Genomic DNA, 20,184 nt, shown 5'->3' on the forward strand with positions numbered 1-20,184 from the left:
ATATTTTCTATCTTACGCAGATGAGCTGCTACTCGACAGGGCAGAGAAAACCTTGAAAAGGGTTCCATTGTTAGCTGATTGCCAAAAGTGCGGAAAGGGTCACAAAGGTGCCATCCCAAGCCACGGCTGTGGTCGGGATGACACGGCACTTAGCACTGATACTCTGCAGGAATACAGGCTATTGAGCAGCCTTGGCCTGTTCGCTGCGCTGCTCCTGCTGGCGTTCTGCCTTCTCTTGTTGGCGCTCCGCTTGTGCTTCCAGCTCCTTGCCGAGGAAGTAGTTCAGGAAGGTGCGGATCACCGCGATGATGGCAAGGCGGATCAGCTCCTCCTTGCTCGGCGCGACCGTGGTGGCCAGGATGTCGGCGGCCAGCTGGAACTCCAGCGCCAAGATGAGCCAACTGCCGAAACAGAGGCGAATGCGCGGAAAGCCAGGCTGGTGATCCCGCACTCTTGCCGCCAGCCAGAGGGTCTTGCCAAGGCCAATGACCACACAGGCGATGGAGATGATCTCCAGCAGCAGCTGGAACAGCTCGACCCCGTGCATCATCCCCTCTTTCAGACTCGCTATCTCAAACACTCGGGTCACCTCCCTGATTCAAAAGAGGACACTATTAACACATCGCTCGGCAAAGGCCAAATCAGAGTCTCCTAATAAGCAGTGAGAGCTGTTCAATGAGCTGACGCGCCGCGGGGCTGACTCCGGCCAGTTGGAAGAAGCCGTGTATAACACCCAGTTGCCGCTGACAGGTAGCCGTGACACCGGCTTGCAGCAGTTTGCGATAGAGGGCTTCCCCCTCATCGCGCAGCGGATCATATTCCGCCGTTACGATATGGGTCGGCGGCAATCCTGACAGGGCGGGATGGTGGAGCGGGCTGGCTTCGGGGTGAGTGAAGGGCTGCTCCCCCAGATAGGCGTGAAAACCGCTTAACAGCATGTCGCGGGTGATGAGGTAGTCATCCCCTAGCTGCCGATAGCTGTCACTGTCGCCAGCAGCATCGAGCATCGGATAGATGAGCAGTTGGGCTGCAGGCAAGGGGGCGCCTCGCTCCTTGAGTCGCAAGGTGGTGATCAGGGCGAGGTGCCCACCGGCACTGTCGCCCGCAAGGACAATCCGTGCCGGATCCCCATGCCATTTCTCCACATCGGCCATGATGGCGAGCGTAGCAGCCAGTGCGTCGTCGTGTGCTGCAGGATAGGTGTGTTCAGGGGCAAGGCGGGTATGTACCGCGAACACCAGTGCTTCGGCGCGATTACACAGCATGCGCATCTGGCGGTCGTGGGTGTCGAACTCGCCGCTGACAAAACAGCCGCCATGAAAGTAGATCAGGGCCGGACGGCTTGCGCTTGAGGTTGGCGCTGGCTGATAGAGGCGAACGGAATAATGGCAGTTTTGCCACTCTTCGACAGCGCCAACCTCCTCCCGTTCACCACCCAATATGGCAGAAGCAAGATAGCCTTCACGCCGCTCCTGCCAGCTCAGGTTGCTCGCCTTGGGGCGGCCTGCGGCAATGAATTCTGCCACCATGGCCGCAATGGCCAGTTCAAGTTGTGTATCCATAGCGCACCAATGACTGTATATAAAAACAGTTATTTTGCGCTTTTAGCCAAAGAGCGCAACCGGTGTTAGCTGAGGCAGATCACAAAATCAGGCTTCAATCAGCTGGAATTCAATCACATAGAGCGGCGGCAGATCGGGGTAGATGTCGCGGATCACCTGTTTGAGCTCGGGGAGGGTCATGTTCTCCTGACGGGCGTGCTCGTCGTTCAGTTCATCGAAGGCGACCGCCTTGACCGAGAGTACCTCTATGGTGCCAAAGGGCTGGTGCTCCGGGTTGGTGAACAGCGCCAGCCGCTGGCCGGGTTGCCAGTTGGCCTCGCTTTCGTCGCGGATGGTGATGGTCTTGCGGCCCGCCTGAATATCGGCAACGAAGCGGCTGAAGAAGGTGAATTCGGGATAGGGATGGGTAGACATGGCACTCTCCTGACAGGGTGAATCGAAATGAGGTGAATGGAAATCAAAGATCGAGATAGGCGCGCAGCCTGGCCAGATCGGCGATAACGGGGCCATTGCTGCCGTCGGCAACTATGCCCTGTTCGACCAGCTCCTTGAGGGCGCGGCGGTAGACCCGCTCGGTGGTGCCGAAGCGCGCCGCCTCATGGGCCCGCTTGCGTGACCCCAGCATGGGGGTGCGCTGGCGTTCTCGCCACAGCTCATAGGCGATGTTGTAGGCAATGGGGTGGAGCAGCCGGCTGGTGGTGATCTCCAGGGTATCGAGATAGTCGCTGGCAAGTGCGGCGGCGAAAAAGAGGGTCAACTCAGGTTCTGCCAGCAGCCGCTGGGCCAGCTTGTGGGCGCAGATGACCCGGGCGTCCAGCTCGGTCTCGGCCACCACGTTCCACTGCACCGGGGTGGCGCTGAAGAACTCCATCTCGCCGAAGATCTGGCTGTGACACTCAATCTCGCCAAGCTGGAAGCGACGGCCAGAGTGCACCGTACTGTTGAGGGATACCCGGCCACGTTCGACCAGATAGAGCTGCTCGCTCTGCTCTCCCTGCCGCATGATCGATTCGCCCGGCAGGTAACGGCGCAGAAACAGGGTGCAGGTGTCGAGCGCCGCGGCAAAGCGGGGTTCAAGCTGCTTGAGTTCGGCGTGAAAACGGCCGAGGGGGTAGGGCTGTTGCTGCATGACGTACCTGTCGCACCGGATGACGAGGGCCATGAGGCTAGCAAGAGTGCGGGCCGGATACCAGCCCGCCTCCTGTCGAATGTGCCGTGATTAACGGTTTGCGGGTTATTGCACCAGGGCGTGGAGGGCGGCGGCGATGGCGTTTCGCTCGCCGTTCATCATGGCCTGCTCGGCGTTGACGTACTCATTGACCCCATCCTGCACATCCTGCTCGAACAGCACCACGTTGCAGAGCACGGCGGCAACCCGCACCTTGCGCAGGCGCCCCACGGTCAGCAGGGAGGCGGTCTCCATGTCAGCACCCAGTACGCCACGGGCATGCCAGTAGCGGCACACCTCCTGCTCGTCATCCCGATAGAAGCTGTCGTGGGAGCGCACCAGCCCGTGCCAATGAGGCTGGCTGCCAGTGGCCACATGGTTGAGCAGGGCCGCTTGCAGCCAGATATCGGCGCAGGCAGGGTACTCGGCGGGCAGATAGGCCTGTGAGGCCCCCTCATTGCGCACAGCGCCTTCCACCACGATAAGGTCGCCAAGGCCGATGTCGTGCTGCAGGGCACCGGCGGAGCCGACCCGAATGAGCGAGTGGGCACCGGCTTGCACCAGCTCCTCCAGCGCTATGATGGCCGAGGCGCCGCCGATGCCGGTGCTGCAAACCGTGATGGGCAGCCCCTGATAGCGGCCGTTGATGAGGCGAAACTCCCGGTTTTGCCCCAGCACTTCACACTGTTCGAGCTGGCTGGCGATGCGATCGACCCGAGCCGGGTCGCCGCACAGCACCACCCGCTCGGCAATCTGGTCGGGGTGGCACTGGAGATGGGGTAACAGACTCATGGCTTACAGACCTTGTGGCTGGCGCTTGGCGGCAATCACCCAGAGGCGAGTGCCGTTGGCGGCGATAAACAGCAGGATCAGGTACTCCAGCGACATGGCGTAGACGCCCTGCGCCGCATAGACACCGATGCTGATGATGTTGATGACGACCCAGAGGATCCAGTTCTCCACGTATTTGCGGGTCATCAGGATCTGGGCGACGACCGAGAGCACCGTCATGCTGGCATCCCAGAACGGGAAGGCATCGGGGGATGGCTCGGGGGTAGCAAGGTTGGCACCAAACAGGTTGAGCAGGGAGACCGAGGTGCGTGCCAGGGTGGCGAAGACCGGGTCGATATAGCGGGTCAGCAGAGCGATGGCCAGCACGCTCACGGCGGCGGTCACCATCAGTTTGGATCTGCTGAGCCAGCGGATCTGCAGGGTATCCCCCTGATCGTTGGCCGGGCGGGTCCAGGCGTACCAGCCGTAGACGTTGGCGCAGAAGAAGAACAGCTGCAGCATCAACAGTCCGTAGAGCTGGATCTGGAAGAAGATGATGGCAAACAGGCTGACGTTGATCAGACCGAACAGGTAGTTGATGGTCTTCTCCTGACTGGCGAACCAGATACAGGCCAGCCCGAACAGGGTGCCGATGGCTTCAATCCATGACATGGCATAGCCGCCACCCAGCGGTATGGTCACTAGCGTGTTATTGATGCTGAACAGCTCGAATATGCTCATTTTCTGATCCTTGGGCATGAGGGTTAGTATGCGAGGGCGCCATTCTAAGGGGTGAGGGGGAGGAGGGGCAGGACTTTTGTCCGCCCCGTACTTGGCCCATATCAAAGAAATCGCCGCTGCTGCCCGGTTATTCCAGCAGTGATGGGTTATGGTGCCCCCGCTGGCCGGACTTTATTGATATGTAGCAAGATGATAGCGCCGTGGCTGTGGTCTGATAGAGTCCACTCTCCGGGAGGAGAATCACGTGATAAAAGGAGGTTGCATTGAATTCCGAGCTTGTCTGGGTGCTCTGTCTGCTGGCTGGCGCCATCTATCTCTTCATGACCAACAAGGTGCGCATGGACGTGGTCGCCCTGGGCGTGGTCATCTTGTTTGTGCTGAGCGGCACCCTCACCCTGTCGGAGGCGCTGGCGGGCTTTAGCGATCCCAACGTCATTCTGATTGCCGCCCTGTTCGTGGTCGGGGAGGGGCTGGTGCGCACCGGCATCGCCTATCAGGTGGGGGATGCGCTGGTGAAGGTGGCGGGCAGCAGCGAGACCAAGCTGTTGGTGTTGCTGATGGTAGCGGTGGCGAGTCTGGGGGCGGTGATGAGCAGCACCGGAGTGGTGGCCATCTTTATCCCGGTGGTGCTGAGCGTGGCGAACCGGATGGGGATCCCGGCCGGTCGCCTGATGATGCCCCTCGGTTTTGCCGGGCTGATCAGCGGCATGATGACGCTGGTGGCGACGCCCCCCAACATGGTGGTCAACAGCGAGCTGATGCGCCACGGCATACATGGTTTCGGGTTCTTCGATTTCACCCCCATGGGCGTGCTGATCCTGGGGCTGGGCATCCTCTACATGCTGCTGGTGCGCGGCTCCTTGATGGGTGAAGGGGAAGAGGGCAAGGGCAAGCCGACCGGGCGCCGCACCCTGCGCGATCTGATCCGAGACTACCGATTGGCCGGTCGGGCCCGTCGTCTGGCGCTGCGGCCGGACTCCCCGCTGATTGGCCATACCCTGGATGAGCTGCAACTGCGTGCCCGTTATGGTGCCCACGTCATCGGGGTGGAGCGCTGGCGCAAGTTTCGCCGGGTGATGGTGCCGGTGTCGGGGATCAGTGAGTTCCAGGCCAAGGATGTGCTGCTGATCGACATGTCAGACCCCGAGGTGGATGTGCGGGCGTTTTGCAGCGAGGCGCGGCTCGAACCCATGATCCTGCGCGGGGAGTACTTCTCCGATCAGGCGCGGGAGGTGGGGATGGCCGAGGTGTCGCTGATCCCCGAGTCCAAGCTGCTGGGTAAAAGCGTGCGTGAGGTGACCTTCCGCTCCAGCTATGGCCTGAGCGTGGTGGGGCTGCGCCGCGACGGTGAAGCGCTGGCAGGCAAGCTGGTGGACGAGCCGCTGCAGATGGGGGATACACTGCTGGTGGTAGGAAACTGGAGCCACATCAGACAGTTGCAGACCCATAGCCGCGACTTTCTGCTGATGGGGTTGCCCGCTGAAGTGGACGAGATGGCCCCCGCCCGCAGCCAGGCGATCCATGCCCTCTTCTGTCTTGGAGTGATGATCCTGCTGATGGTGACCGATCCGGTGCCCAACGTGATTGCCGCGCTGATCGCCTGTCTGCTGATGGGCAAGTTTCGCTGCATCGATATGGAGAGTGCCTACAAGTCGATCCACTGGCCGACCCTGATCCTCATCGTCGGCATGCTCCCCTTTGCGCTGGCGCTGCAAAAAACCGGCGGGGTGGATCTGATCGTCGGTGGTCTGATCAATGCGGTAGGGGAGATGGGGCCGCGGGTCATGCTGGCCAGCCTGTTTGCCCTCTGCGCGGTGATCGGGCTCTTTATCTCCAACACCGCGACTGCTGTGCTGATGGCACCCATTGCGCTGGGCACGGCGCAACAGATGGGGGTATCACCCTATCCGTTTGCCATGACCATTGCCATCGCCGCCTCGGCCGCTTTTATGACGCCGGTCTCGTCACCGGTGAATACCCTGGTACTGGGGCCGGGTAACTACAAGTTTGCCGATTTTATCCGTATCGGGGTGCCATTCACCCTGTTGGTGATGGCGGTGAGCGTGGTAGCGATCCCCTGGTTCTTCCCGTTCTGATAACCGGGATGATGAATGTGTGCACCAGCGGCCTGCGGGCCGCTTTTTTATGGCCGGGAGACAAGAGTGGCAAGGCGTGCTCGGAATCAGTGAAGAGTGACGTGAACGGGAATATACGTGGAGCTGGGTTAATAGAGGAGCGAGAGAAAAACTGGGGAGAGGCAAATTTCAGATACAAAAAAACCAGCGTGAACTGGTCTGTTTGGTACTGCTATTAATGGTGCGGAAGGAGAGACTCGAACTCTCACGCCTAGGGCGCCAGAACCTAAATCTGGTGCGTCTACCAATTTCGCCACTTCCGCAATATTAATGGTGGCTATGACGGGATTCGAACCTGTGACCCCCGCATTATGAGTGCGATGCTCTAACCAACTGAGCTACATAGCCGTTTGTTATCTACCACTGATGTGGAAGAGAACAGAAAAATGGCTGGGGTACTAGGATTCGAACCTAGGGATGGCGAGATCAAAACCCGCTGCCTTACCGCTTGGCGATACCCCAACAGAAATAATGGTGGCTATGACGGGATTCGAACCTGTGACCCCCGCATTATGAGTGCGATGCTCTAACCAACTGAGCTACATAGCCGTTTGTTATCTACCACTGATGTGGAAGAGAACAGAAAAATGGCTGGGGTACTAGGATTCGAACCTAGGGATGGCGAGATCAAAACCCGCTGCCTTACCGCTTGGCGATACCCCAACAGTGATGCCTGACAGAAACTATCAAACACCTTTCAAAAATGGCTGGGGTACTAGGATTCGAACCTAGGGATGGCGAGATCAAAACCCGCTGCCTTACCGCTTGGCGATACCCCAACAGCGCTCCTCAACAGTCATGAGACTGGCAAAGAACTTTTAAAAATGGCTGGGGTACTAGGATTCGAACCTAGGGATGGCGAGATCAAAACCCGCTGCCTTACCGCTTGGCGATACCCCAACTAGAGATGGTGGCTATGACGGGATTCGAACCTGTGACCCCCGCATTATGAGTGCGATGCTCTAACCAACTGAGCTACATAGCCAACCTTGCTTCCGGTGAGTCGTTACCTCGTCACCGTGCGGGCCGAATTATGCGTATCTGGCTCTGGGGCGTCAACCCTTTTTTTGCCAGAAAAACGCAATTTGAGTGCGTTTGACCAGTTATTGGTCTCTGTTGCGCAAAAGCCCAACAATCTGCTTTTTTTTAAGACATCGCCATGATTGCCCGGGCAATGGCAGATAAAAAAACAGGCCAGCAAATGCTGGCCTGTCATGGGATTAGACGTTGAACAGGAAGTTCATGATATCGCCATCTTTGACGATGTAATCTTTCCCTTCAGCGCGCATCTTGCCCGCTTCCTTGGCGCCTTGCTCACCCTTGTAGTTGATAAAGTCTTCAAAGGCGATGGTTTGGGCGCGAATAAAGCCTTTTTCAAAGTCAGTGTGGATCTTGCCTGCCGCTTGCGGGGCAGTGGCACCGACCGGAATAGTCCAGGCGCGTACCTCTTTCACTCCGGCGGTGAAGTAGGTCTGCAGGTTGAGCAGCTGGTAGCCGGAGCGGATAACGCGGTTCAGGCCCGGCTCTTCGATGCCAAGGTCAGCCATGAACTCGGCGCGATCTTCATCGTCCAGCTCAGCGATGTCGGCTTCGATGGCGCAGCAGACCACGACCACGACAGCGTTCTCGGCGGCGGCAATTTCACGCACCTTGTCCAGATAGGGATTGTTCTCGAAGCCATCTTCCGCCACGTTGGCGATATACATGGTGGGTTTCAGGGTCAGGAAGTTGAGGTGGCTCACGGCGGCCAGCTCTTCTTTATCCAGCTTCATGCCGCGGATCATCTGGCCGTTTTCCAGCGCGACCTTGATCTTCTCCAGGGTTTCGACTTCCAGCTTGGCATCCTTGTCGCCGCCTTTGGCGCGCTTGGACTGACGGTGAATGGCGCGCTCGCAGGCGTCCAGATCCGACAGGGCCAGCTCGGTGTTGATCACTTCGATGTCGTCAGCCGGGGAGACCTTGCCGGCAACGTGAATGATGTTCTCGTCGTCGAAGCAGCGCACTACGTGGCCGATCGCTTCGGTTTCACGGATGTTGGCCAGGAACTGGTTACCCAGACCTTCACCCTTGGAGGCACCGGCAACCAGACCGGCGATGTCGACGAATTCCATGGTGGTCGGCACAACGCGCTGCGGATTGATGATGGCAGCCAGCTGATCGAGGCGGGGATCCGGCATCGGGACCACACCGGTGTTCGGCTCGATGGTGCAGAACGGGAAGTTGGCGGCTTCGATACCGGCCTTGGTCAGCGCGTTGAACAGGGTGGATTTGCCTACATTGGGCAGGCCCACGATACCGCATTTAAAACCCATGGATTGTTACCTTACTTGATGGATGCTGTTGGGGGTCGCCCGCAGGCGGCCCATGTCATGCTTGTTCTGGTCGTTGCTCATGTACCGGCACAATGCCAGTACAGGGTCAAACCGACCTAACCCTTTTCAGCCTTGAAGCTGTGCAAGCGATTCATGGCCTTGGTCATATCTTGTTTGAACAGGATGTCGGTGGCGCGCAGGGACTCGTCCAGCGCGGCGTCGATCAGGTTCTGTTCACTGCTGGGGGCCTTGGTCAGGACGAAGCCAGCCACCTGCTCTTTGCTGCCGGGATGGCCGATCCCGAGACGCAGCCGGAAGAAGTTATTGTTGTTGCCCATCTTGGCGATGATGTCCTTGAGGCCGTTATGGCCACCGTGACCACCACCCTGCTTGAACTTGGCGATGCCCGGCGGCAGATCCAGTTCGTCATGGGCTACCAGCATCGCTTCCGGCTCAATCTGATAAAAACGCGCCAGTGCGGCCACCGCCTTGCCAGAGAGGTTCATATAGGTGTTCGGGATGAGCAGCCGCACATCCTGCCCCTCGACCAGGATGCGGGCAGTATGGCCGAAGAACTTGGGTTCTTCACGCAGGCTGACATTGTGCCAGCGGGCCAGTTGCTCCACATACCAGGCGCCCGCGTTGTGGCGGGTCTTGGCATATTCCGGGCCGGGGTTGCCCAGTCCGACGATCAGTTTGATTTCGCTTGTCACGCTTGATGTCTTCACTCGCAGCTGCCGTGGGCACACTACCCAGGGCAATAGGACGCAATATTCTAGCCGCCGAGTGGCGATCACTCAACCAATGCGCATGTTATGGCGGGATTTGCAGCATTATTGCGGCCAATGGGTGGATAACGGTGGGCAAACGGGCCTCTTGCAAGAGGCCCGTTTCAGCTTACCGATGGATTGTGCCCGGTTGACTACCGTCGTTATTTGGCACGCAGCAGGGTGACGGTCTCTTCATCCAGTGCGGTCAGGGTGGGACGGGCATCGCGCACATACTCCACGAAAGACGCTGCATCGGTGCCGCAATCCACGCCGCTGGCTTTGCAATCGAGGGGCTGGCCCGGGGTATAGACGGCGCCGAGCAGTTCACCGTTTTGTGCCACCTTCAGCACCGGGAAGGCGGTCAGTTTGCCATTGACGCTGGCGATATCGACCCGCTCTCTCCGGTGGCGCTGGGCATTGGCCAGTGCCTGCCAGCCATCGTTGCCGTTGGCGCTGTAGGCGTTCATCACTACCCGATAGCGCTGGCTATCCACCAGATCTTGCCACTCGCCGCTTGCGGTCTTGCGCTGCAATTGGGTCAGGATGCCCGCCTTGCCTGCGTCGGTCTCCTGGAAGGTGTAACGCAGGTGGCCGCCATAGGGGAACTTGCCGGCATGGGCGCTGGCGGGCAGGGTGGCGGTGATGGTCTCGGTCAGCAGGGCGCGGACCTCGGCGCCGGTCAGGGTAAGCACCGAGAGCTGGTTCTTGAACGGCAGCAGGGTGAGGGCGCTATCCCCTTCGCGCCATTCTCCTGCAGGCAGGTCGGCACGCACGCCGCCCACCGCCACCAGAGAAAAATCGACCGGGCCACCGGTCAGGGCCTGAACGGCCGGGGTATTGGCCCAGTAGAACTCCCCTTCGGCAACCTGCGGCGCTACATCTGAGCCGTGGCTGTCGCTGCCGTTGTCGCCGGGGCGACGGGCATTTTGCAGCTGCTCGGGGATGGTGCCGATCACCGGGCCATAAGCTTTCTCCAGCGCCGGTTTGTAGTGGCTGTCGATGATGCCGCGCAGGCGCGGATCTTCATCCACGGTCACCAGATTGGGCTGGTTGTCGACAAACTGGCTTGCCTCTTTGCTGCGGGCGTCGTCGAGCGCTTGCTTGCGCGCCGCATCGGCGAAGAAATCGCGGCTGGCCAGCAGGCTGTTGTGGCCCTGGCAGTCGGTCACCTGACCCTGGCTGTCAAAGGTCACCTGAGCCAGGCCGATGGCCTGGGCATAGGAGCCCGCCTGCACCACGCAGGTTTTGCCGATGCCATCCAGATTGGTCACCAGCTTGGCGTAATCGCCGGTCTTGCCCCAGCCGATATTGCGAAAATCGCCGAGCAAGCTGTGGGAGTGGCCGCCGACGATGGCATCGAGGCCGTTTACCTTGGCGGCCAGTGCCAGATCCCGCTCGTTGCCGATGTGGGTGAGCGCCACGATCTGATGGATCCCCTTGGCTTGCAGCATGTCGACCGTGGCCTGAGCCGAGGTGACCTCCTTGCCAAAGCGCAGCTTGCCGACGTTGGGGGCGATATTGCCCATGTCTTCCAGCACCAGACCGATGACGGCGACCAGTTGCTTGCCTTGCGGCAGGTTGTCGAGATCGGTGACCGGACTCTTCTGGTTGCCGTCAAAGGCGTAGACCACGAAGGGCTTGAGGTTGTCAGCCTTGCTGAGGGCCGGATCGGCCTTGGTGTCGAGGTTGGCGGCCAGCACCGGGAAGTTGACCCCCTCGATGAAGCGGGCCAGCTTCTGGTTATCCAGATCGAACTCGTGGTTGCCCAGCGCCATGGCATCGAGGCCGAACTGGCTCAGCAACTCGGCATTGGCCATCCCCTCGTTGAGCTTGAAGTAGCCACTGCCCTGCCAGGCATCACCGCCGTGCAGCAGCAGCAAGGGTTGGTTCTTGGCCAGCGCATCGGCCTGATAGGCTTTCGCCATGGTCAGCAGGCGCGGATAACCGCCAAAGCGGGTATAGAGGGTGTCCGTCTCCCCCTGCTGGGCAAAGATCTGCCCTTTGATCTCGGCATTGACCGGATCAAACTGGGAGTGGGTGTCGTTCATGTGAGCCAGGGTCAGCACAAAGGGCGGGTTCTCTTTGGCGGGCTGACAGGCGAACAGGGCGGAGGTGAGGGTCGCGAGCAGGAGGGGACGCAAGCAATTCATGGGTAAATCCTTAAGCCTGCCGGGGCAGGGTCGTACCAGATAGCAGAAAGTTGGAAAGAGAAGGTCCAGAAAGACGAAAACCGCCTGATGGCGGTTTTCGTTATTGCTGAATCTATCAATGCTCAAACATGGCAGAGATGGACTCTTCGTTGCTGATGCGACGAATGGCTTCGGCCAGTACAGTTGACAGCGTCAGCTGCTTGACCTTGCCTACCGCTTTCATCTCCGCAGTGAGCGGGATGGAGTCGGTGATGATCAGTTCATCGATCACGGAGTTCTTGATGTTCTCGACGGCGGAACCGGAGAAGACTGGGTGGGTAGCGTAGGCGAATACACGCTTGGCACCGCGCTCTTTCAGGGCCTCTGCGGCTTTGCACAGGGTGCCGCCGGTGTCGATCATGTCATCAACGATGATGCAGTCGCGGCCGGCAACGTCACCGATCAGGTGCATGACCTGGGAGACGTTCGGGCGGGGACGGCGCTTGTCGATGATGGCGATGTCGGTGTCATCCAGCAGCTTGGCGATGGCGCGGGCACGCACGACGCCACCGATGTCCGGGGAGACAACGACAGGAGACTCGAGGTTCTTGGACTTCATGTCTTCCAGCAGCACCGGGCTACCGAACACGTTGTCTACCGGAACGTCGAAGAAACCTTGAATTTGCTCGGCATGCAGGTCAACGGTCAGCACGCGATCCACACCGACGCTGGAGAGGAAGTCAGCGACAACCTTGGCGGTGATGGGTACACGGGCGGAGCGGACGCGGCGGTCCTGACGGGCATAACCAAAGTAGGGGATAACGGCAGTGATACGGCCAGCTGAAGCACGACGCAGAGCATCCACCATGACGATCAATTCCATCAAATTGTCGTTGGTCGGGGCACAGGTGGATTGAATGATGAAGATATCGCCACCACGTACATTCTCATTGATCTGTACGCTGATCTCGCCGTCGCTAAAGCGACCTACGGCAGCATTGCCGAGTTTGATAAACAGGCGATCTGCGATCTTCTGGGCTAGTTCCGGCGTTGCGTTACCAGCAAACAGCTTCATGTCAGGCACGGTTTGAAACCTCGGGGTTGCATCCAGTATGTGGGGGAGTCTGAAATCAGACCCTATCGTTTTGGGGCAAACGATTTATCAAGATAACGTACAAGGTGTCTGCTGCCCAATGAATGTGATGATACCGGTAACCCGAATCCGTGGCCGAGTGCAAAACCGGCCACGTTAATCATCATCAATACCGTTCGGTAAAATTGGCTGGGGTACTAGGATTCGAACCTAGGAATGGCGAGATCAAAACCCGCTGCCTTACCGCTTGGCGATACCCCAATCATTTGAACTGTTGCAATGTGGAGAAGAGAGGTGATATGTTCTCGCCCTTGGCGACAAACCCATCAAGTCCCTTCGGCACGCAGGCCAACACTTCCCGAGCAGTCACTTCGTCTTCAAATTGAGCAAAGACGCAGGCTCCTGTGCCCGTCATTCTTGACGGCGCGTATTCTAGCAACCAGCCGAGCGCATTGGCAACCTCGGGGTGGCGCTTTTTCACCAGTGATTCGCAATCGTTTTTCCACTCGCCTTCCAGCAAGTTGTCCAGCGCCATTTTCGGCGTGGCTCTCGGCAGGTCCGGATCCTGGAATACGGCCGCGGTCGCCACATGGCAATCGGGCTTGAGCACCAGATACCAGGCATCGGGCAGTTCGACCGGTTGCAGCCGCTCACCCACTCCTTCGGCAAAGGCCGCCTTGCCACGGACAAACACCGGCACATCGGCCCCCAGCTGGACGCCAAGCGCTGCCAGTTCATCTTCACTCAAACCCGCTTGCCAGAGGTGGTTAAGCGCTACCAGCGTGGTCGCTGCATCGGACGAACCGCCGCCAATGCCGCCCCCCATGGGCAGCACTTTCTCCAGCCGGATATGGGCACCTTGCGGGCTCGGCAGGGTTGTTTGCAGCAGGCGTGCCGCCCGAATAATCAGATTCTGCTCATCGGGCACCCCGGGAATGGCCGGCGTCAGGGTGAGTGTGTCGCTATTCGGTATCACCTCGAACTCGAGCCAGTCGCTGTGGTTGAGGAAGATAAACAGGGTCTGCAGCTCGTGATAACCATCGGGGCGACGGCCATTGACGTGTAGAAACAGGTTGAGTTTGGCCGGTGCCGGCCAGCGTGTGGAAGCCATTAACGTGCAAGAGTCCATTGGTTGATCTGAAGCTTGAGGCGGCTGTTCTGGCCGGTCATGGTCAGCTGGTGTGGCAGGCGGTAGCCATCCTGATCCCGATAATCGCCATAGACGATCTGCCACTGGCCGTCGCGCACGCTGGCCAGACTGCTGTCGGGGTTGAGTTCAAACTCCGCCTGACCCGGCAGCCCCTTGATCCACTCCGGTAATCCCGCAACCGGAATATTCCAGCCGGTCAGTTGATAGATGAGCGCTTCGGCGTCCTGGCTCTGGTGGCGATTGCCGTCGCTATCGAGCAGGGTGATCTCCCCCTTGCTGCGGGAGAGCTCCAGAATGCTGGTGCCAATCAGGCTGGTGAGGTTGAGGCGATAATCCTCCCCATCCTGCTGCCAGTTGAGACGGGCGCTACCCTTTTGCTGGGGGGTGATGATGGCCATCTTGCCGGAGAGCTGCCAGTGGGTCAGCTGCTCGAGACGGGCCCGCTCCTGGTTCCAGTTCACCTGGTCACGCTGGGGCTGGGTGGTGGCACAACCGGCCAGCAACAGCAGGCAGGTGAGGGTAAAAATACGTAGCAGCAAGAGATGGCTCCAGAGAGAGGAATTTGCCACAGTATACGGGGCGGCCGTATTGCTTTTAAAGACTTACCCTTTCTCGTACAATTGGCAGCCTTTGCACCCAGCGTATGAAATGATCGTCGCCCACTCATGAGTTTGCTTGCCCTCGGAATCAACCACAACACCGCCAGTGTCGCCTTGCGGGAACGGGTCGCCTTTGGCCCGGACTGCATCGATCGCGCCTTGCGTGAGCTGGTGAGCCAACCCGGTGTCAGCGAGGCGGTGATCGTCTCCACCTGCAACCGGACCGAACTCTATTGCAATCTGGACGGGGAGCGGCAGGAGCAAGTGCTGCGCTGGTTGCAGCAGTTCCACGGGCTGGACGCGGCCGAACTGGTCACCGCCATCTATCAGCATCACGATGAAGAGGCGGTGCGCCACCTGATGCGGGTGGCGTGCGGGCTCGACTCGCTGGTGTTGGGGGAGCCGCAGATCCTGGGGCAGATCAAGCAATCCTACGCCCATGCCCAGCAGGCGGAGTCGTTGAAGGGGGCGCTGGAGCGGTTGTTCCAGAAATCCTTCTCGGTGGCGAAAAGAGTGCGTACCGATACCGAGATTGGCGCCAGTGCCGTGTCGGTGGCGTTTGCCGCCGTCAGCCTGGGTCGGCGGATCTTCTCCGATCTCTCCCAGACCAAGGTGCTGCTGGTCGGTGCTGGCGAAACCATCGAACTGGTGGCCCGTCATCTGCGCGAGCAGAACGTCACCAAGATGATGGTGGCCAACCGCACCCTGCAGCGCGCCCAGACCCTGGCGGCCGAATTCGGCGCCCAGGTGATGACGCTCGAAGAGATCCCCGATTATCTGCATGAGGCGGATATCGTCATCAGCTCGACCGCGAGCCCGCTGCCCATCATCGGCAAGGGTATGGTGGAGCGCGCGCTGAAGGCCCGCCGCTTCAAACCCATGTTTCTGGTGGATATTGCCGTGCCGCGCGACATCGAAGCCGAAGTCGATGAGCTCTCCGATGCCTATCTCTACACGGTAGATGATTTGCAGGGGATCATCGAGCAGAACCTCGAAACCCGTAAACGGGCTGCCGCACAGGCGGAAGTGATCGTGCAGGAAGAGCGCGACGAGTTTATGGGCTGGTATCGCGGCCAGAGCTCGGTCGACCTCATTCGCGATTACCGCCATCAGTCACAGCAAGTGGCTGATGAAGAGTTGCAACGGGCCCTGCTGGCATTGGCGCAGGGCGAGAGTGCCGAACAGGCGCTCAAGGCGATGGCCCATCGCCTCACCAACAAATTGATCCACGCGCCGACCCAGGCGTTGCGCCAGGCTGCCTCCCAGGGGGATCAGAGCGAGCTCTCCCGCTTGCGGCAGGCGCTGGGGTTGTCACAAGAGCCATAATTTTCGGGCAACCTGCCGGTTGTCCCGTCCTCCATTGAGAATGCAAGAGTTATGAATCCGTCACTGATCAGAAAGCTGGAAGGCCTCATCGAGCGCCACGAAGAAGTACAGGCCATGCTCGGCGAGCCAGACGTGGTCTCGGATCAGGATCGCTACCGCGCCCTGACCCGTGAATATGCCCAGCTGGAAGATATCGTTCACGCCTTCCAGCGTTACCGTCAGGCTCAGGATGATCTGGAGACCACCCAGATGATGCTGGAAGAGGATGATGCCGACCTGCGCGAGATGGCGCAGGAGGAGCTGCCGCTGGCCAAGGCCAATCTGGAGGCGCTGGAGCAGGAGCTGCAACTGATGTTGCTGCCCAAGGATCCCAAGGATGACAACAACTGCTATCTGGAGATCCGCGCCGGTGCCGGTGGCGACGAAGCGGCCATCTTTGCCGGTGACCTGTTCCGCATGTACTCCCGTTTTGCCGAGCGTCAGGGCTGGCGCGTCTCCATCGTCAGCTGCAATGACGGTGAGTACGGTGGCTACAAGGAGGTGATCGCCAAGATCGACGGCGAGCGCGTCTATGGCCGCCTCAAGTTTGAATCCGGTGGTCACCGGGTACAGCGGGTGCCGGAGACCGAATCTCAGGGCCGGGTGCACACCTCCGCCTGTACCGTCGCCGTGTTGCCGGAAGTGCCGGAAGCCGAGCAGATCGAGATCAACCCTTCCGACTTGAAGATCGACACCTTCCGCGCCTCCGGTGCCGGTGGTCAGCACGTCAACAAGACCGACTCGGCCATCCGCATCACCCACCTGCCGACCGGTCTGGTGGTGGAGTGTCAGGACGAGCGCTCCCAGCACAAGAACCGCGCCAAGGCGATGTCGGTGCTCTCCGCCCGCCTGCAAGCGGCCGAGGATGAGCGCCACCGCGCCGCCGAGCAGAGCACCCGCCGCAATCTGGTGGGCTCCGGTGATCGTTCCGAGCGCATTCGCACCTACAACTATCCGCAGGGCCGCCTCTCCGAGCATCGCATCAACCTGACCCTCTACCGTCTCTCCGAAATTTTGGAAGGGGATCTGGACTGCGTCATCACGCCGCTGGTGCAGGAGTATCAGGCCGATCAGCTCGCCTCGCTGGCCGAGAACAACTGATGCAAATGGTGATCCGGCAAGCTCGTATTAAGTGTTCTGCCCATAAGGTGGAGTGGCACTGATGCAGATCCAGCAGGCCCGCGCCCATATCATGACTGTGTTGGTTGAGGGGGAGTCCCCCCGCGCCGATGCCGATGTACTGCTCTGTCATCTGCTCGGGTGTCGTCGCAGCTATCTGATGACCTGGCCCGAGCGTGAGCTGGATACCGCCCAGCAGGCCACCCTGCAGGGGTGGCTGGCTCGTCGTCTCAACGGCGAACCCATTGCCCATCTGGTGGGCGAGCGGGAGTTCTGGTCGCTGCCCCTCAAGGTGAGCCCGGCTACCCTGATCCCGCGCCCCGATACCGAGGTGCTGGTCGAGCAGGCGTTGACCAAAATCCCGCAGGGGCCCTGCGCCGTGCTGGATATGGGCACCGGCACCGGCGCCATCGCGCTGGCGCTCAAGTCCGAGCGGCCCGAAATCGATGTGTGGGCGGTGGATCGGATGGCGGATGCCGCGGCGCTGGCCCGCGAGAACAGCGCCGCGCTGGGGTTACCCATCGAGGTGCGCGACGGCAGCTGGTTCGAGCCCCTGGGCGAGCCGGATCGCGACGAAACGCCACGTTTTGCGGTGATTGTCTCCAATCCCCCCTATATTGATGGCGCCGATCCCCATCTCGAGCAGGGTGATGTGCGCTTTGAGCCCCGCTCGGCGCTGGTTGCTGATGACGCCGGGCTGGCTGATATCCGCCACATCGTGGCCCATGCTCCCGCTTATCTGCTGACCGATGGCTGGTTGCTGCTGGAGCATGGCTGGGATCAGGGGGAGGCGGTGCGTCAGTTGCTGCGCGATGGCGGCTACCGCGAGGTAGCCACGGTGCGCGATTACGGGGATAACGACAGGGTGACGCTGGGCCTCTGCCCGCTGCGCTGACGGTTCCTCACTGTTACACGGCGGGTTGCCTGTGCGCCCCCATGCAAGGATTGAATATGGTTTTTGTGCTCAAACACCTGCACCTCACCCTGATTGCCGGGGCCGTGCTGATGTTTATGCTCCGCTTCTACTGGGTACAGACCGCCACTGGCCGAGCCTACAGCGCGCCGGTGATGAAGGTCAGCGGCTGGCTCAACGGTCTGGTGGTGCTTTCCGGCGTATTGCTCTGCATGGTGCTGGATCTCAACCCGCTCAATAACGGAACGCCCTGGCTCAGCGAGAAGCTGATGGCCATTCTGGTGCTGGTATTTCTGGCTGCGATGGCGCTGCGGCTGGCCAAAAGCAATCTGGTGCGCTGGTGCTCCTTTCTGGGGGCGCTCGGCTGGATCTACTTTATTGCCAAGTTGGCAGTGCTCAAACAGACGAGTGTGTTCGGCTAAGGCATGAAGAGAATGTTACACATAGACGAATGGACCGATTTCGAAGCCCACGACATCACCGAGCTGGCGTTGTCAGTCAGTGACGAAATTTATGGCTCGGTCGAGGAGGGGATCCGCGAGTTGAACCTGCTGGACGAGTGGCTGGACGAGCAGATCGAAGAGGGCACCTGCGACGAGGTGCGCCAGCAGTTGCTGCAGGGCTTCTACCACAGCCTCGGTTTTCATGGCGACTGGCAGGATTATTTCTCTGCCAACAACTGCGATCTCAATCAGGTGCTGGTTCAGCGCAAGGGGATCCCGGTCAGCCTCGGCATTCTCATTATCCAGCTGGGACGCAAGCTCGGGCTCGATGTGGAGGGGATCTGCTTCCCCGGTCACTTCCTGGTGAGCTTTGCCGGTGGCGAGGGGGAGGTCTATGTCGACCCCTTTACCGGCGACGAGCTGAGCCTGGCCCGCATCGAGCTGCTGCTGCGCGGTGCGTTGGGGGACTTGGCGACCCTGACCCCCGACTACCTGCAGCCCTCCGGTCAGTGGGAGATCATCGAACGGCTGCTCAACGTCAGCAAGGGTGCCCTGCTGCGGGAAGATCGCATGCCCGAGGCGCTGCGTTGCAGCGAGCTGTTGCTGCGGATGAAGCCCGGCGATCCGCTGGAGACGCGGGATCGCGGCTTTATCTACGAGCAGCTCGATTGCCCGCGCCAGGCCGCCGACGATTTTGAATATTTTATTGAACAATGCCCGGACGACCCGGTCGCCGATGTGCTGAAAGTGCAGCTGGCCGCGCTGGATCTGAGCCCCAAGCCCCTCCATTAAGGGCGGCTTGAAACTGAAACAGAAGAATATCAAGGCCGCTGCGTCCGGTCGCAACGGATTAACTAGGCTTCAGGCCCTTTTATTAAGGATGTCTTAGATGGAACAGAAGAATATCAAGATCAACCAGATCGACGTTGCCAATGACAAACCGTTCGTGCTGTTTGGTGGCATGAACGTGCTGGAATCCCGCGACATGGCGATGGCGGTGTGCGAGAAGTACGTGGAAGTGACCAGCAAGCTGGGCATCCCGTTCGTGTTCAAGGCGAGCTGGGACAAGGCCAACCGCTCCTCCATCCACTCCTACCGCGGCCCGGGTCTGGAAGAGGGGATGAAGATTTTCCAGGAGCTGAAAGCGACTTTCGGCATGCCGGTCATCTCCGATCTGCACGAACCCCATCAGGCCAAGCCGGTCGCCGAGGTGGTTGACGTTATCCAGCTGCCCGCTTTCCTGGCACGCCAGACCGATCTGGTGGAAGCCATGGCCCGCACCGGCAACGTTATCAACATCAAGAAGCCGCAGTTCCTCAGCCCCAGCCAGATGAAGAACATCACCGACAAGTTCGAGGAGTGCGGCAACGACCAGCTGATCCTGTGCGAGCGCGGTGCCAACTTCGGCTACGACAACCTGGTGGTGGACATGCTGGGTCTGGGCGTGATGAAGAAGAGCACCGGTGGATATCCGGTGATCTTTGACGTGACCCACTCCCTGCAGTGCCGTGATCCGCTGGGTGCCGCTTCCGGTGGCCGTCGCGAGCAGGTGACCGAGCTGGCGCGCGCCGGCATGGCGGTCGGTCTGGCCGGTCTCTTTATTGAATCCCACCCGGACCCGAAAATTGCCCGTTGTGATGGCCCGAGCGCCCTGCCGCTGGAGAAGCTGGAAGGCTTCCTCAAACAGATGAAGGCCATCGATGACCTGATCAAGGGCTTCGAACCTCTCGATACCTCGGCCTGATCCCGACGCTGTCATGCCTGATGAAAATGCCCCGCAATGCGGGGTATTTTTATATCTGCCATATTTAGTTGAAGACTCAAATTAATCTGCGAGCAAACAATTGTCGGTTGCTGTGGTGTTAATGGTGTTAATGGTGTTAATTTTGTTGTGTGATTAATGTCTCTTAATTG

General features: G+C 59.8%; 18 protein-coding genes, 9 tRNA genes and 1 pseudogene. 7 read left to right on the forward strand and 21 right to left on the reverse strand.

Annotated elements, in window-relative coordinates; all coding sequences use genetic code 11:
- Nucleotides 1–178: 178 nt before the first annotated feature.
- The 6 genes from ACTG2T_RS14955 to pnuC all read right to left on the reverse strand — a co-directional run bounded on the left by ACTG2T_RS14955 (nucleotide 179) and on the right by pnuC (nucleotide 4,242).
- Nucleotides 179–580, reverse strand: coding sequence for a DUF1622 domain-containing protein (locus tag ACTG2T_RS14955; protein WP_047437940.1), 402 nt, complete (start codon nucleotides 578–580; stop codon nucleotides 179–181).
- Between the two features lie 61 nt (nucleotides 581–641).
- Nucleotides 642–1,562: an alpha/beta hydrolase gene (locus ACTG2T_RS14960; RefSeq protein ID WP_330125220.1), complete on the reverse strand. Its 921-nt coding sequence runs from the start codon at nucleotides 1,560–1,562 to the stop codon at nucleotides 642–644.
- A gap of 87 nt (nucleotides 1,563–1,649) precedes the next feature.
- Nucleotides 1,650–1,976, reverse strand: a complete 327-nt coding sequence (gene yqfB, locus ACTG2T_RS14965; protein ID WP_330125219.1) for a N(4)-acetylcytidine aminohydrolase — start codon at nucleotides 1,974–1,976, stop codon at nucleotides 1,650–1,652.
- A gap of 43 nt (nucleotides 1,977–2,019) precedes the next feature.
- On the reverse strand, nucleotides 2,020–2,691 hold the full coding sequence (locus ACTG2T_RS14970) for a Crp/Fnr family transcriptional regulator (RefSeq protein WP_330125218.1): 672 nt from the start codon (nucleotides 2,689–2,691) through the stop codon (nucleotides 2,020–2,022).
- Between the two features lie 105 nt (nucleotides 2,692–2,796).
- Nucleotides 2,797–3,522, reverse strand: a complete 726-nt coding sequence (locus ACTG2T_RS14975) for a nucleoside phosphorylase (RefSeq protein WP_330125217.1) — start codon at nucleotides 3,520–3,522, stop codon at nucleotides 2,797–2,799.
- Nucleotides 3,523–3,525: 3 nt separating this feature from the next.
- The gene (pnuC, locus tag ACTG2T_RS14980) at nucleotides 3,526–4,242 is read right to left on the reverse strand and encodes a nicotinamide riboside transporter PnuC (protein ID WP_100645328.1); all 717 of its coding nucleotides are present in this window, start codon (nucleotides 4,240–4,242) and stop codon (nucleotides 3,526–3,528) included.
- A gap of 263 nt (nucleotides 4,243–4,505) precedes the next feature.
- On the opposite strand from pnuC, the gene ACTG2T_RS14985 reads away from it, so the two are divergent.
- The gene (locus ACTG2T_RS14985) at nucleotides 4,506–6,338 is read left to right on the forward strand and encodes an SLC13 family permease (protein WP_330125216.1); all 1,833 of its coding nucleotides are present in this window, start codon (nucleotides 4,506–4,508) and stop codon (nucleotides 6,336–6,338) included.
- 218 nt (nucleotides 6,339–6,556) lie between these two features.
- On the opposite strand, the gene ACTG2T_RS14990 is transcribed toward ACTG2T_RS14985, so the two are convergent.
- The 15 genes and pseudogenes from ACTG2T_RS14990 to lolB all read right to left on the reverse strand — a co-directional run bounded on the left by ACTG2T_RS14990 (nucleotide 6,557) and on the right by lolB (nucleotide 14,370).
- Nucleotides 6,557–6,640 (reverse strand) — tRNA-Leu (locus ACTG2T_RS14990).
- An 8-nt stretch (nucleotides 6,641–6,648) separates the two neighbouring features.
- Nucleotides 6,649–6,725, reverse strand: a tRNA-Met gene (locus tag ACTG2T_RS14995).
- A 39-nt stretch (nucleotides 6,726–6,764) separates the two neighbouring features.
- Nucleotides 6,765–6,839 (reverse strand) — tRNA-Gln (locus ACTG2T_RS15000).
- A 10-nt stretch (nucleotides 6,840–6,849) separates the two neighbouring features.
- Nucleotides 6,850–6,926 (reverse strand) — tRNA-Met (locus ACTG2T_RS15005).
- A gap of 39 nt (nucleotides 6,927–6,965) precedes the next feature.
- Nucleotides 6,966–7,040: transfer RNA gene (locus tag ACTG2T_RS15010), tRNA-Gln, on the reverse strand.
- A 41-nt stretch (nucleotides 7,041–7,081) separates the two neighbouring features.
- A tRNA-Gln gene (locus ACTG2T_RS15015) sits at nucleotides 7,082–7,156 on the reverse strand.
- 46 nt (nucleotides 7,157–7,202) lie between these two features.
- A tRNA-Gln gene (locus ACTG2T_RS15020) sits at nucleotides 7,203–7,277 on the reverse strand.
- Between the two features lie 8 nt (nucleotides 7,278–7,285).
- Nucleotides 7,286–7,362: transfer RNA gene (locus ACTG2T_RS15025), tRNA-Met, on the reverse strand.
- A gap of 235 nt (nucleotides 7,363–7,597) precedes the next feature.
- The gene (gene ychF / locus ACTG2T_RS15030; protein WP_005334961.1) at nucleotides 7,598–8,689 is read right to left on the reverse strand and encodes a redox-regulated ATPase YchF; all 1,092 of its coding nucleotides are present in this window, start codon (nucleotides 8,687–8,689) and stop codon (nucleotides 7,598–7,600) included.
- A 116-nt stretch (nucleotides 8,690–8,805) separates the two neighbouring features.
- On the reverse strand, nucleotides 8,806–9,402 hold the full coding sequence (gene pth / locus ACTG2T_RS15035; protein WP_005334960.1) for an aminoacyl-tRNA hydrolase: 597 nt from the start codon (nucleotides 9,400–9,402) through the stop codon (nucleotides 8,806–8,808).
- 218 nt (nucleotides 9,403–9,620) lie between these two features.
- Nucleotides 9,621–11,609, reverse strand: a complete 1,989-nt coding sequence (locus ACTG2T_RS15040) for a bifunctional metallophosphatase/5'-nucleotidase (RefSeq protein WP_330125621.1) — start codon at nucleotides 11,607–11,609, stop codon at nucleotides 9,621–9,623.
- A 115-nt stretch (nucleotides 11,610–11,724) separates the two neighbouring features.
- Entirely contained in the window at nucleotides 11,725–12,672 is a 948-nt protein-coding gene (locus tag ACTG2T_RS15045) for a ribose-phosphate pyrophosphokinase (RefSeq protein ID WP_005343846.1), read from the reverse strand.
- 195 nt (nucleotides 12,673–12,867) lie between these two features.
- Nucleotides 12,868–12,942: transfer RNA gene (locus ACTG2T_RS15050), tRNA-Gln, on the reverse strand.
- A pseudogene (gene ispE / locus ACTG2T_RS15055) lies at nucleotides 12,922–13,792 on the reverse strand (4-(cytidine 5'-diphospho)-2-C-methyl-D-erythritol kinase). The gene ACTG2T_RS15050 and the pseudogene ispE overlap by 21 nt, the downstream one beginning before the upstream one ends.
- On the reverse strand, nucleotides 13,792–14,370 hold the full coding sequence (gene lolB / locus ACTG2T_RS15060) for a lipoprotein insertase outer membrane protein LolB (RefSeq protein ID WP_005334955.1): 579 nt from the start codon (nucleotides 14,368–14,370) through the stop codon (nucleotides 13,792–13,794). Before lolB ends, ispE begins: the two are co-directional and overlap by 1 nt.
- Before the next feature lie 126 nt (nucleotides 14,371–14,496).
- Between lolB and hemA the strand changes: the two genes are divergently transcribed.
- The 6 genes from hemA to kdsA all read left to right on the forward strand — a co-directional run bounded on the left by hemA (nucleotide 14,497) and on the right by kdsA (nucleotide 20,014).
- Nucleotides 14,497–15,756, forward strand: a complete 1,260-nt coding sequence (gene hemA, locus ACTG2T_RS15065) for a glutamyl-tRNA reductase (protein WP_128835169.1) — start codon at nucleotides 14,497–14,499, stop codon at nucleotides 15,754–15,756.
- A gap of 51 nt (nucleotides 15,757–15,807) precedes the next feature.
- On the forward strand, nucleotides 15,808–16,896 hold the full coding sequence (gene prfA, locus ACTG2T_RS15070) for a peptide chain release factor 1 (RefSeq protein WP_005353897.1): 1,089 nt from the start codon (nucleotides 15,808–15,810) through the stop codon (nucleotides 16,894–16,896).
- 61 nt (nucleotides 16,897–16,957) lie between these two features.
- On the forward strand, nucleotides 16,958–17,809 hold the full coding sequence (gene prmC, locus ACTG2T_RS15075; RefSeq protein WP_330125620.1) for a peptide chain release factor N(5)-glutamine methyltransferase: 852 nt from the start codon (nucleotides 16,958–16,960) through the stop codon (nucleotides 17,807–17,809).
- 56 nt (nucleotides 17,810–17,865) lie between these two features.
- The gene (locus ACTG2T_RS15080) at nucleotides 17,866–18,249 is read left to right on the forward strand and encodes a SirB2 family protein (protein ID WP_005334939.1); all 384 of its coding nucleotides are present in this window, start codon (nucleotides 17,866–17,868) and stop codon (nucleotides 18,247–18,249) included.
- A 12-nt stretch (nucleotides 18,250–18,261) separates the two neighbouring features.
- Complete coding sequence (locus tag ACTG2T_RS15085) at nucleotides 18,262–19,062, forward strand: SirB1 family protein (protein ID WP_005362204.1); 801 nt, start codon at nucleotides 18,262–18,264, stop codon at nucleotides 19,060–19,062.
- Between the two features lie 97 nt (nucleotides 19,063–19,159).
- Nucleotides 19,160–20,014, forward strand: a complete 855-nt coding sequence (kdsA, locus tag ACTG2T_RS15090; protein ID WP_005334937.1) for a 3-deoxy-8-phosphooctulonate synthase — start codon at nucleotides 19,160–19,162, stop codon at nucleotides 20,012–20,014.
- Nucleotides 20,015–20,184: the final 170 nt, after the last annotated feature.

This window comes from Aeromonas sp. 75A (assembly GCF_051919425.1).
Classification (GTDB): Bacteria; Pseudomonadota; Gammaproteobacteria; order Enterobacterales; family Aeromonadaceae; genus Aeromonas; species Aeromonas veronii.